At 46.8% G+C, this 12,647-nt stretch carries 11 protein-coding genes; 4 read left to right on the top strand and 7 right to left on the bottom strand.

The window, feature by feature from the left end; genetic code table 11:
• Nucleotides 1–71: 71 nt before the first annotated feature.
• From malE to malG, 3 genes are all read left to right on the top strand, one after another.
• Nucleotides 72–1,253, top strand: coding sequence for a maltose/maltodextrin ABC transporter substrate-binding protein MalE (gene malE, locus FCU94_RS16180; protein ID WP_176289511.1), 1,182 nt, complete (start codon nucleotides 72–74; stop codon nucleotides 1,251–1,253).
• A gap of 71 nt (nucleotides 1,254–1,324) precedes the next feature.
• A complete protein-coding gene (malF, locus tag FCU94_RS16175) occupies nucleotides 1,325–2,899 on the top strand; it encodes a maltose ABC transporter permease MalF (RefSeq protein WP_176289510.1) in 1,575 nt (524 codons plus the stop codon).
• 11 nt (nucleotides 2,900–2,910) lie between these two features.
• The gene (gene malG / locus FCU94_RS16170; RefSeq protein ID WP_176289509.1) at nucleotides 2,911–3,801 is read left to right on the top strand and encodes a maltose ABC transporter permease MalG; all 891 of its coding nucleotides are present in this window, start codon (nucleotides 2,911–2,913) and stop codon (nucleotides 3,799–3,801) included.
• A 335-nt stretch (nucleotides 3,802–4,136) separates the two neighbouring features.
• On the opposite strand, the gene FCU94_RS16165 is transcribed toward malG, so the two are convergent.
• The 6 genes from FCU94_RS16165 to FCU94_RS16140 form a co-directional block, all read right to left on the bottom strand.
• On the bottom strand, nucleotides 4,137–4,382 hold the full coding sequence (locus tag FCU94_RS16165; RefSeq protein WP_176289508.1) for a hypothetical protein: 246 nt from the start codon (nucleotides 4,380–4,382) through the stop codon (nucleotides 4,137–4,139).
• Nucleotides 4,383–4,512: 130 nt separating this feature from the next.
• Nucleotides 4,513–4,998: an acyl-CoA thioesterase gene (locus FCU94_RS16160; protein ID WP_176289507.1), complete on the bottom strand. Its 486-nt coding sequence runs from the start codon at nucleotides 4,996–4,998 to the stop codon at nucleotides 4,513–4,515.
• 92 nt (nucleotides 4,999–5,090) lie between these two features.
• Nucleotides 5,091–6,260, bottom strand: coding sequence for an alpha/beta hydrolase (locus FCU94_RS16155; protein WP_176289506.1), 1,170 nt, complete (start codon nucleotides 6,258–6,260; stop codon nucleotides 5,091–5,093).
• A gap of 13 nt (nucleotides 6,261–6,273) precedes the next feature.
• Nucleotides 6,274–6,483, bottom strand: a complete 210-nt coding sequence (locus FCU94_RS16150) for a hypothetical protein (RefSeq protein ID WP_176289505.1) — start codon at nucleotides 6,481–6,483, stop codon at nucleotides 6,274–6,276.
• Nucleotides 6,484–6,710: 227 nt separating this feature from the next.
• Nucleotides 6,711–8,147 (bottom strand): glyceraldehyde-3-phosphate dehydrogenase, encoded by a 1,437-nt coding sequence (locus FCU94_RS16145; RefSeq protein WP_176289504.1) that lies wholly within the window; start codon nucleotides 8,145–8,147, stop codon nucleotides 6,711–6,713.
• Between the two features lie 599 nt (nucleotides 8,148–8,746).
• Nucleotides 8,747–9,196, bottom strand: a complete 450-nt coding sequence (locus FCU94_RS16140) for a dCMP deaminase family protein (RefSeq protein WP_176289503.1) — start codon at nucleotides 9,194–9,196, stop codon at nucleotides 8,747–8,749.
• A 933-nt stretch (nucleotides 9,197–10,129) separates the two neighbouring features.
• Between FCU94_RS16140 and FCU94_RS16135 the strand changes: the two genes are divergently transcribed.
• A complete protein-coding gene (locus tag FCU94_RS16135) occupies nucleotides 10,130–10,885 on the top strand; it encodes a TerC family protein (protein WP_176289502.1) in 756 nt (251 codons plus the stop codon).
• A 353-nt stretch (nucleotides 10,886–11,238) separates the two neighbouring features.
• Here the strand turns inward: FCU94_RS16135 and FCU94_RS16130 are convergent, their stop codons facing one another.
• Nucleotides 11,239–12,585, bottom strand: a complete 1,347-nt coding sequence (locus tag FCU94_RS16130) for a magnesium transporter (RefSeq protein WP_176289501.1) — start codon at nucleotides 12,583–12,585, stop codon at nucleotides 11,239–11,241.
• Nucleotides 12,586–12,647 lie beyond the last annotated feature (62 nt).

The raw sequence follows: 12,647 nt of genomic DNA, 5'->3' as shown, positions 1-12,647 counted from the left end.
GAAAATTACTGCTGAAATACGGCGAAACCTCTGGTGGAGCCCTACAACACAAATATAAAAAGGATATGAACATGAAAAACGCCCTAAGCACAGTAGCACTAGGAACTCTTGTTGCTCTTGGCTCTTTTGGTGCAAATGCTGCTATCGAAGAAGGTCAATTGACTATCTGGATCAATGGCGACAAAGGCTACAATGGATTGGCTGAAGTCGGTAAACAGTTTGAAGAAGACACTGGCATTAAAGTGACAGTGGCGCACCCTGATGCGTTGCAAGACAAGTTCCCACAAACGGCTGCGACTGGTGATGGTCCTGATATTGTGTTCTGGGCTCACGACCGTTTTGGTGGTTACGCAGAAGCGGGTCTACTGACTGAGATCAACCCATCTCAAGAGCTTAAAGAAGGTATCGTTGATTTTGCATGGGATGCCGTTAAATACAAAGGTAAGTTGATTGGTTACCCAGTGGCTGTTGAGTCTCTATCGCTTATCTACAACAAAGACCTAGTACCAAATCCACCTAAGAGCTGGGAAGAAGTCGCTGCGCTTGATACCAAGCTTAAAGCGGATGGCAAATCTGCGATCATGTGGAACCTAAAAGAACCGTACTTCACTTGGCCTCTTATGGCCGCTGACGGCGGTTACGCATTCAAATACGGTGCAGAAGGCTACGATGTGAAAGACGCGGGCATTGCCAACGCGGGTGTAAAAGATGCGATGAACTTCGTTAAAGGCCTCGTCGAGAAGGGCGTTATCTCTTCAGATATGGACTACTCTGTGTCTGAGTCGGCGTTCAACCAAGGCGAAACTGCTATGACGATTAACGGTCCTTGGGCTTGGGGCAACATTGAAAAATCTGGCATCAATTACGGCGTGACAACGCTGCCTAAATTCAATGGTCAATCTTCTAAGCCATTCGTTGGCGTTCTGTCTGCAGGTATCAGCACTGCGTCACCAAACAAAGACCTAGCGGTAGAGTTCATCGAGAACTACCTATTGACCAACGATGGTCTACGTAAAGTGAACGACGACAAACCATTGGGTGCCGTTGCGCTTAACTCGTTCCAGCGTGAACTCGATTCTGATAAACGCATTGCGGCTACCATGGATAACGCCATGAACGGCGAAATCATGCCAAACATCCCACAAATGAACGCGTTCTGGGGTAGTGCGAAAAATGCCATCATCAATATCGTTGATGGTCGTCAAACAGTGGATGCTGCTCTTGCAGACGCTGAAAAACAAATGACTAAATAAAGCTTTACCTTTTTAAGGAGGGGGTAACCCCTCCTTCATTTTTCTTTTTATTATCGCTAGCAGGTTCTATTATGCAGTCAGTTCAAGGTTCAGGTGTTATGCCATCACCCACAACGAGCTTGCCTTCAAGTAAAAACGTACTGATTAAGTGGGGGCTTCTCGGCTCCATTGGTATTCTTAACGGTTACGCGACCATTCTAATGTATTCCCGCGGTGAGATGGCGTTTGCGCTTCTTACTGTGATTCTTACTGCACTGGCACTTTTTATTTTTGGTAGTAAAAAGACCTATGCCCACCGCTATATCTATCCAGGTGTGGCGGGGATGATTCTGTTCATCCTATTTCCATTGGCGTATACCATAGGTCTTGCATTCACAAACTACAGTGCGAAAAACCAGCTCTCTTTCGACCGTGCGCAAAGCGTTTTATTAGACAGAACGTTCCAAAGCGGTAAAAACTACTCTTTTGCCCTGTATAGTACAGAACAAGGTCATCGCATCGTGATTGAAGATGGCGAACAGCTTCTCGCCACCGACTCTTTTGAGCTTGCTAGTTTGACCGCTGCGGATATGGACCTTCTGCCGGTTGAAGGCGTAGACGGACAAAAAGAAAAAATAAAAACCATCATTCAAAACCGCTCTGCCCTGTCTGAACTGGATCTCCACCTACCGACCGGTGAAGACATCCGTATGAGTGGTCTGCGTAAGTTCGCCGCAGTAGTACCGCTTTATACTCTGCAAGCCGATGGTGAAACCTTATACAACAATCGTACGCAACAATTGCTCCGTCCTAACGCCGACGTGGGATTCTACCAGCCTATTGATGACAACGGTGACTTTGTCGGTGACACGGTTTCACCTGGCTTCATCGTTAACATCGGCAGCGACAACTTCGAGCGTGTGTGGAAAGATGATGGCATCAAAGAGCCGTTTATCAGCATCTTTATTTGGACTGTGGTGTTCTCTGCTGCCAGTGTCGGGTTAACGGTCTTCATTGGTTTAATTTTGGCCAGTGTTGTGCAGTGGGAAGCGTTAAAAGGTCGTGCTATTTACCGCGTACTCTTGATCTTACCTTACGCGGTTCCTGCTTTTATTTCGATTCTGATTTTCAAAGGTCTATTCAACCAGAGTTTTGGTGAAGTGAACATGGTGCTTGAAGGCCTATTTGGTATTAGCCCGACATGGTTCTCAGACCCAGTTCTTGCCAAGACTATGATCCTTATTGTAAACACTTGGCTCGGTTTCCCTTACATGATGATTTTATGTATGGGCCTACTTAAAGCGATTCCCGACGACCTCTATGAAGCATCGGCTATCGATGGCTCAAACTTTATTTCCAACTTTACCAAGATCACGTTGCCTTTGATGATTAAACCTCTAACGCCATTGCTAATCGCGGCGTTTGCGTTCAACTTCAATAACTTCGTATTGATTCAGCTGTTGACTCAAGGTGGACCAAACATGATCGGTACCTCAGAGCCTGCTGGTTATACTGATTTGCTAGTAAACTACACCTATCGTATTGCCTTCGAAGGGGCGGGTGGTCAAGACTTTGGTCTAGCAAGTGCAATCGCAACACTTATCTTCTTACTTGTAGGGGCGCTGGCGCTACTCAACCTACGTGTAACAAAAGTCGCTCAGGATTAAGGAGACAACAAATGGCAATGGTACAAGGTAAGTCTTTAAAATACCGAGTGTGGGCTACACACATCGCACTGTGGGCGTTTTTATCACTGATTATTTTCCCACTGTTGATGATTATCGCGATTTCGTTTCGTGAAGGTAACTTCGCGACAGGTAGCCTGATCCCAGAGAATCCGTCACTTGAACACTGGAAGCTAGCGTTGGGCTTTTCTGTCACCAACGCCGATGGAACGGTGACGCCACCGCCGTTCCCTGTCCTGACTTGGTTGTGGAACTCAGTCAAGGTTGCGGGCATCTCTTCTATCTTGATCGTGTGTCTATCTACCACGTCTGCGTATGCATTTGCTCGTATGAAGTTCAAAGGTAAGAACACCATCCTTAAAGCGATGATGATTTTCCAAATGTTCCCAGCGGTACTGGCACTGGTGGCACTATATGCTTTGTTTGATAAGCTGGGTCAGTACATTCCGTTCTTGGGGTTGAATACTCACGGAGGTCTGATCTTCTCTTATCTGGGGGGGATCGCACTGCACGTATGGACCATAAAAGGCTACTTCGAAACCATTGATGGTTCATTGGAAGAAGCAGCCGCGTTAGACGGTGCTACACCATGGCAAGCATTCCGATTGGTGCTGCTACCTCTGTCTGTGCCTATTTTGGCGGTGGTGTTTATTCTGTCGTTCATTATGGTAGTAGGTGAAGTTCCGGTAGCATCTTTGTTACTTTCTGATGTAAACTCATACACATTAGCGGTTGGTATGCAGCAGTATTTATACCCACAGAACTATCTATGGGGCGATTTTGCAGCAGCAGCAGTTTTGTCTGCGCTACCAATTACCGTCGTATTCTTACTTGCGCAGCGTTGGTTGGTCGGAGGATTAACCGCCGGCGGTGTGAAAGGGTAATAATAACGATAAGGGCGACCGCGAGGTCGCCCATTTTGTTTGAGACTTAACACTTTTGGTTTGGCCGCCGATCAGTTAAGTCGAGATCAGAACTGGCGTTACGCATAGCTGGCTGTTAGCTAGATTCCTTACTATTTCACTACTAACAGTTTTTGTAACCAAAACCCGGCTTTGTCCCGGGTTTTTTTGTGTCTGATTTTTGCTGGTTTAGAGCAGTGTAAAAGCTCTGCTAGTGATTGATAGTAAAGGGAGAAATCAATGCGATCGGGTAAAAAAAGTGTCTAAGTGATTTGCAGCGGGTTACATTGTTGTGCGAGTCACAGTGAAATTTCTTGCTAAAATTCACGGCTGGAAGGGGCGCAGCCGAGATAGCGCAGCAGCACATAGTGACTCTCTTGTGACAGAGCCACTCGTCTAAACAGGTCAGCGAACGTCTCGTCACCGCCAAAACAGGCGCGGATATAACGGTTGATCTCTTGCTCACCATAGCCTTCCACATACAGGGTACGTACCCATTGATATTCGACCGACTTAAGATTAAGCAGAGTGGATTCCGTTAATGTAATGTCACACAGAGACAAGACTGATTCCTTTAATGCGCGATTTAGTTAGCGGATTTAAGCAAACTAAGATGAAGGAAAGATGACAGCCGGGGGATGTGAGAGTGTAGCTGGTGGGTTTCTTTCGCCAGCTACATTGAGTTTAGATAAACTACTTCAAATATTTGACGTGCGCTTCCATCTCTTCGCCAATCTGCTTGCGCATGTTCATCAATCGAATCGCCGAGTCGCGAAGTGCGATATCTTCCGCGGTATGAGGAACCCAATCAGGCACGTCTGTCGGCTTACCGTCTTCGTCGACTGCCACCATGATCACGATGCAGTGGGTGGTGAGGCGGTTTTTTAGTTCCTTAGGATCGCTCGCTTGAACATCAATCGCGATGTGCATCGAGCTACGGCCAGTGTAGATGACCTTGGCGCTCACTTCGACCAGGTTGCCGACATGAATTGGAGCGACAAAACGAATCCCACCCGCGTAGGCGGTAATACAGTATTTCCCGCTCCACGCCGCCGCGTTGGCATAGGCCGCTAAGTCAATCCATTTCATTACGGCGCCGCCGTGAACTTTGCCGCCAAAATTGACGTCACTGGGTTCGGCAAGAAAGCGCAGGGTTAAATCTCGTTGACCAGTACTCATCACTCATTCCTGTGGTTATTATTGTCACTCTTTAATAACAAACCACTCAATCTTGCGCAACAACTATCCTCTGCTAGGAGATAAGCCAGGTTTTAGCGGGCTGAGCGCATAACGCTATCCATGATTGCCATGCTTTGGGTAAAGTAAGGATTGAAAGTGAGCCGCGCATGAATTTTTCCCTCTTCACGATAGCCCCACGCAGAATACCATACCTCGCTACTCGAACATTTCGGTTCTAGCTCGTCTCCTTGGCCATTACTGCAAATTCGATGCATACCATGGCGTCCGTAATAGGGGTTGTCGGGCGAGAACAGCAGCCCCATGTGTGAGCCATTCGAAATGTGTAGCTCAGGTAAGCGCATACTAAAACGTGTAGTTCTTGCAATGCCAGTTTCTTTCTCGCCTTGCCACACCAAGTGGCTAGCCGGATGAGTCATTTGCGTTGAAAATACTTCAGTCACGAACTGGCTATCGATCACTTTATCGCCTTCGCTCATCAATATGAACACTGGCTTGTCATAGGTTTTTCCCAACAGTGACGCTCTCACTTGGGTGGATGTTTGGTAATACACGGCGGCCGCATTCATTGGCAGGGAGTTATAGCGCAATGGGTTATCTTCTGGGTCTTGGTCTGCCCAGGTAATGAAGTAGCTGGCAAGTTTGGCGTATTTTACCGCACCGGAAAGGGGTTGTAGCGCGGGAGAAAACAGCAGTAAACCATTGATGGAAGGATCGTCAACGGCATGCTCGGTCACTAGGTTAGCGCCAGTTGAGTAGCCGCCTAGCCAGATGGAATCGGTATCTTGTTTTAGCAACTGAATATGATGCTTAACGGTGCCTTGCCAGTCGTTATAAGAGGGCAGTTGTAAGTCACCGACTTTACTCCCGTGACCCGGCAGAAGGATGGTGCGAACCAGATAGCCTTGCTTGGCCAAGTGGGTCGCGATATCGATAAACGAATAGGGAGAATCACCTAAACCGTGTACTAAAAGTACGCCCTGACCATTGGGCTTCTTAGGTCGAAATTCTTGCGGAGTGACCAATCCTAACTCAGTGGACTTGTCTTGAGTGAGGAAAATACGATGTTGCTCAAGCCAAGCTTGGGTGTCGCGGATGTAAGCAGCGAAGCTAGGTTGAGCGTAGTTGGGGAGCGCGTCCGCGGCTCTATATTCAGGGGCTTGGGACGCTGAGCTACAGCCGCTTAAACTAAGGCTGAGCAAAGCGGTACAAGAGAAAATTAACCACAGAGTTCTTCGTATCATTGAGCTGGGTCCGTTACTGTTTTGATACCTCTTCATACTCCCCTTCGAGTACTGATCGATCGCTTGAATGAGAAAACATTTCGCGCTGCATCTTGAGTGACTTCTCAATTTTTTTGCCTGTGATAAGCGCAACGATAGTCAATGGGATCGCCAATATCAGGGTGAACAGGAGTGTGAATACACCGATAAACAGTGTCAGAATACCAGAAATAGCTCTATTCATAATTATTACCTCTCTATTATCTGACTAAGATAACGGTGGGCAAATGAATCAAACATGAACAAGAGTTTTTATCAGCGGGATTAAATCTGATCTCTCGTTGGATAACCAAAAAAAGCCATCCTAAGAACCCAAGGATGGCAAATACGGGGGATTATTATAGCTATTATGTTGTGGAGTTTTGCCCCTACCTATGAGGGGCGATATTCTATAATATTCGGCTGACAGTCTTACTGGCTGGGGTAAGTTTTATAGCGTACACCCATCATTTGCTCCATACAATGGACCACCTGACAGCTGTAACCAAACTCGTTGTCATACCAAATATACAAGACGCAGCGATTGTCTTGGGCGATGGTAGCAGCCCCATCGACTACACCCGCAAAGCGCGAGCCAACCAAATCTGTCGAGACAATTTCAGTTGATTCTGTGTAGTCAATTTGCGCCGATAACTCAGACTTAAGCGCCATTTCACGTAAGTAAGCGTTGAGCTGTTCTTTGTCGGTGCCCGTTACTAAGTTGAGGTTGGCGATCGCCATGGATACGTTCGGGGTCGGAACTCGAATCGCGTTACCTGTCAGCTTGCCTGCTAGCTCTGGTAAGGCTTTTGCCACCGCTTTTGCCGCACCCGTTTCAGTCAGCACCATATTCAGTGACGCGCTGCGACCGCGACGCTCGCCAGAATGGAAGTTATCAATCAAGTTTTGGTCGTTGGTAAATGAGTGCACCGTTTCGATATGACCAGATGTCACGCCAAATTTGTCATTGATTGCTTTGAGCACCGGTGTAATCGCGTTGGTGGTACAGCTTGCCGCGGAGATAATCGTATCTTCAGCTTGGATAACACTGTCATTGACACCAAATACGACGTTTTTGATATCGCCTTTACCCGGTGCGGTGAGTAGGACTTTTTCTGCGCCACCACATGCTAGATGCTGGCTTAAACCTTCAGCGTCTCGCCATACGCCAGTATTATCGACAACCAGAGCGTTGTTGATGCCGTAGTGAGTGTAGTCTACCTCTTCCGGCTTGTTGGCATAAATGAACTGGATATAGTTGCCATTGGCGATGATTGCTTTTCGCTCTTCATCGACCACAATACTACCGTTAAATTGACCATGAACTGAGTCGCGGCGAAGCAAGCTTGCGCGTTTCTCTAAGTCACCTTTTTTACCCCCACGGACGACAACAGCACGCAGGCGAAGCGGGTAGCCGGGGCCAGATTTTTCGACCAACAAGCGCGTCAATAGGCGACCAATGCGGCCAAAACCGTACAGCACAACATCGCGTGGTTCGGTGACCGTTTCGCCGTTCATTGCACCGAGCAAGGAAGTATGAAGAAAGTCTTTTACACCGTGCTCGTCATCGCGATCTTTCCAGAACTGATGGGCGAGCTGACCAATGTCGATGCGACAAGGAGAAAGTTCCATTTCCGCCAGCGCTTTGATAAGAGGAAGCGTTTGCTGGGGGCTAAGTGCGGTATCCGTGTAACGGCGGGCTAGCCGGTGAGCTTTGATGATATCAATCGTCGCCGCGTTAACTAGAGTTTTGCCAAACAGGAGTACTTCAACCCCTTTGTGGCGATAAAGTTGACCAAGAAGTGGAGAGATAGTTTCCGCAATCGTTTGGCTCGTTTGCCAATCTAGGAGATGTTTCTCTGGGCTCATTGTATATGTGGACCTTTCACGTTTTGGGGGACTGACTCTACTTTGCGATTGTAGGGTATCGAGTAGAGTGGACTAAAATTTGTATTAAATTTGTAATTTTTATGCGGCAGGATTGTAATGCCTAACATCTTATTCTGCTAGTAAAATTAATGCTTGGCTTTTATGCTAAAAATAGGGGGATTTGTGGTGGTTGTTTTTGGTTTGGTCTAGCAGTTGATCGTATTGACTTTTTGATTACTGACGCCTTATTTTGCGAAGAAAAATACTTGAAGCACACATTTTGTGTAACAGTAGTGATAGGTTCATAAGATAAAACCGACTTTGGTCACTAGATCTACTTAATTAGTAAACAATGAATAGTGGTTGCGACCTAAAACTTTCGGCGAATGGTTAATTATGGCTTCTGAACGAGGACTTCGCCATGAGTTAAAAAAATAATCGGGATAAAAGCCGGTTTTTACTGGGTAGGAAGCAAAATGGTCGTGATGACGACAAAACAGCGCATCTTTCATTGGTTTGCTATGGCTGTTGAGATGAAATCAAATTAAGGGTGTTCAAGGTTGCTGCGGTTCACTTAGGTAGTTAACCGCAGACAGAACTTATTGGGTTTGTATGTCTTCGAGTGGTAACCAGTTTACTTTTACACCCGCTTGGAGAAACATCTCCTGACTCACTTTAATCTTGTCTTCCCAGCGCGATAAAAAGTCTTCTGTCTGCTCCGGACAGTGAACAGCGGAAATACCCGTTTGAATAATTTTGGCAGCGCAGTTTGGACAAGGAAAATGAGTCACCCAGATCTCACAGCCATCTAGGTCGCGTTTAGCGAATAGAATGGCATTCTCTTCAGCGTGGAGCGTTTTGAGGTATTTCATTTCACGGTCATCCGTAATGGCACTATCCGAAATACCATGCGGATAACCGTTGAAACCTACCGAGACAATCCGATTTTGTTTGGTGATGACAGCACCGACTTGGGTGGAGGGATCCTTACTCCAAGAGCCAACAAGTTCTGCCATTTGGTAAAAGCGTTGAGCCCACTTAGAAATCATTCAATCGTCCTCTGCAAGATGGAAACAAGTAATGTGATTTAGATCTGGCCATAATATCCTAATTTCGCCTCTGATAGTCCAGAAAAACCCGCAATGACAGAGACAATCCACGCTTGATAATACTAAGGGCCTGTTTGAGATCACATTTTGTGTTGTTTGATAAATCACCACCAGCAAGAGATCGTCTCTTTGTCATGTAAGAGATCTCTCACAATGACGTAAGTAAAACTTAAGTTGTTCGCAAGAAAATGAAGATTTAACGCCTGTAACTATATGAATATATTGTATTTGTTTAAAATGCAATCGTTATCTGCTTGGCTAAAAGTAGCAACAAGCGTTGTGAAAAACAGCTCATCGCATAATCTTAATGTGTCAGCAGGAAGCCGACACGGAACAGGAAAGACCCAAGGATAGGTCATCTTCAGGAAGAAGATTCGATTATTCAGGATGAGTAATTGGCATGGATAGCAAAGGACATTGGCTGGACGCTAGTAACTAGGATGGTTACACAAGGAAAGACAATGGACGCTTAACGGACTAAGGCAAAATCTATCAGGATGATAGAGCTAGGACACCGCTTAAGGACAAGTGAAGAGAGTTAGCTTGGATAGCTAACGGGCTGGACGGCCAAGGACACCGCTAGGAAGGCGATGATAAGGACAGTGCTGAAGGATTCAGTGTGCTATCAAGGAATAGATGCAGGGAGCACCTATTAGTAGCCGGATTGCTGCGAGTAAGAATGAACCCCACTAGGTGAAAGCCTAGTGGGGTTTTCTTTTGTTCGAAATATTTGGTTACATTTGATGATATTGCCTTGTTTGTGGTGTGGTGATTTACTACCGATCCCTAAGCAACAGAGGTAATGCTCTTAATGGACGACCCCTTTAGTCGACTCAATACTCCCTTCGCTTCCACCGTGGTGGAGGTCTCTCAATGTTAGAACTCTTATTACAACCTGAAATTTGGGCTATTTTTGCCACGCTATTTGTGCTCGAGATAGTACTCGGCGTCGATAATGTCGTGTTTATCTCCGTATTGTGTGAGCGACTGCCACAACATCAGCGTAAACTGGCTCGTAACCTAGGTATCACCTTGGCGGTTGCTGCGCGTATCGTCTTGGTCTTCTCGATTTCTTGGGTGATGTCGTTAACTCAGCCATTGTTCCAGTTAGCTCAAGTGGCATTTACTGGGCGTGATGTGATTATGATATTGGGTGGCGTATTTCTACTCGCCAAAAGTGCTAAAGAGCTGTGGGCTTGGTTAACGCACCACAGTGCCGCGCACTCGACACACGTTCGCACTGGACTTGCTGTTGTGCTGTTGCAGATTGTCGCGGTCGACGCCGTGTTTTCAATGGACTCGGTCATTACCGCCGTCGGCTTGACCAGTGAGGTGCCAGTGATGGTCGCGGCGATACTGGCGTCTGCGGTCGTCATGGTATTAACCGCGGAAAAGATCAATCACTTGGTCACCAAGTATCCTGGGTTTAAGACCTTAGCGTTGCTCTTTTTAGTGTTATTGGGAGGGCTGTTGATGGCGGAAGGTTTTGCAATTCACGTCAACAAAGGCTACGTCTATTTTGCGATGGCATTTGGTTTGATACTGGAGCTATGCCATATTCAGTTGAAGAAAAAACACCAATTGCGAATTACCGCCATCCGACCGTTTAAGCGGGTGAGCAAGGCATAGTGATTTAGTCAAGGTCATAATAGGGAAGCGAACAAGGCTTCCCTTTTTTATGTCGATTAGGCAAGGTCGCTCAGAGCACTCATCGATGAATAAAAAAAGCCAACCTCAAGGAGTGAGATTGGCTGATATAGGTGTGAACAAAATCTGGTTCACTAACAACGTCAGTTGGCTAGGTGACCCTCGGCTTAATAAGGGTCATCTAATATATTGCAGCATATGTGCCAACTTTTATAGTGCCAAATTGCGCAGTATTTGCGCGTTTTAGGTTGAAAGTGGCCGTCGCTATTGCATATTGAAAGTGCAAAATGCGAACAGTGTTGAAATTGCTACTGATGATTGCATAGTTAACGCAGTTAAAGCATCACTAAGCTCGCGGTACCTAAAAAGGCAAAAAATCCAACCACGTCGGTTACCGTGGTGAGGATTACCGAACCCGCTAGCGCTGGATCAAGCTTGAGCTTGTCGAGTGCAATTGGGATCAACACACCAAACATGGCTGCCGTGATGATATTGACAATGATCGCCAGCGCGATGGTGGCGCCTAGCACAGTGGATTGAAACCACAGCCCAGCTAACGCGCCGATGATCAGTGCCCACAGCAGACCATTAATCGAGCCAATACCTATTTCATTCTTAAGCAATGCCCATCGGTTGCCCGTAGTGATCTGATTGAGCGCCATCGCGCGTACCATGAGCGTTAGGGTTTGACTTCCCGCAATACCGCCCATTGATGCCACTATTGGCATCAGCACCGCCAGTGCCACGACTTGGGCAATGACATCTTCGAATAGCCCAATCGTTACTGAGGCTAAAATGGCGGTCAATAAGTTGATACCAAGCCATACGCCACGTTTTTGCGAACTTTTGATCACCGGGGCAAATAGGTCGTCACCCTCATCCATACCAGTACCGGCCATTAGGCGAGCTTCGTATATTTCGCGCTGAGTGCCCAACGCAAAGTGCCAGTCAACTTCACCGATTAGAGTTTGTTGTTCATCTACGACAGGCATGGCGGACAATGAGGAGTGTTCCAACGATTCAATGCTCTCGGCAAGGGTCAGGTTGGCATCTAAAGTTAGTACATTATCAACCGCTAAGTTACGCAAGCGTTCATTTGGCTCGGCTCGCAGCAGGTCAATATAGCTAACCAAGCCGCGGAACTGCTTGCGCTTGTTGATCAAGTAGATTTGTTGGGGGGCATCGTAGCTATAACGCTCCATCAAGATTTTGGCTTTATCGACTGATATGTTGAATGGCAGAGTGACGACTTTTCTTTCTGCCCAACGCCCTAACTCATCATCTTGGTACTGATTGGCCTGATCGTAGAGCTCTAGCTCATCTTTTTCGATCAGATGCAGCGCTTCATTAATGATCTCTTCGGGAAGTGAGTCGGCCCATTCAATTAAGGATAAGTTATCGAGTTTGGCCAGAGTGAGCTTGAGCTCGGTGTCAGATAGTTGATCGATGACTGAGTGTCGCACTTCGGCACGCGCCTCGGTCAACACTTCGATGTGCAGTTCAAGAGGGAGGCTGCGCCATAGCTTCACACGCTCTTCGATAGGGAAAGCTTCAAGTATCAGCGCAACAGACCCAGGCTCTAAGCCTTGTTCGATCGCTTCATTAAGAATGGGCGCGTGCTGATCTTCATCAGCCTTGCCGATTTGTTCGATAAGCAGAGAGAGATCCTGAAACTGACTCACAGAGTACCTCGAAAAAGAGATTATTTTTGTTGGTTATACTTCAAGGTACTCGAAAGGAGAAG

Origin of the sequence: Vibrio sp. JPW-9-11-11 (assembly GCF_013369335.1) — a bacterium.
Classification (GTDB): Bacteria; Pseudomonadota; Gammaproteobacteria; order Enterobacterales; family Vibrionaceae; genus Vibrio.
Note: the sequence above shows the minus strand (reverse complement) of the source record. Positions and strands in the feature narration are given on the sequence as shown.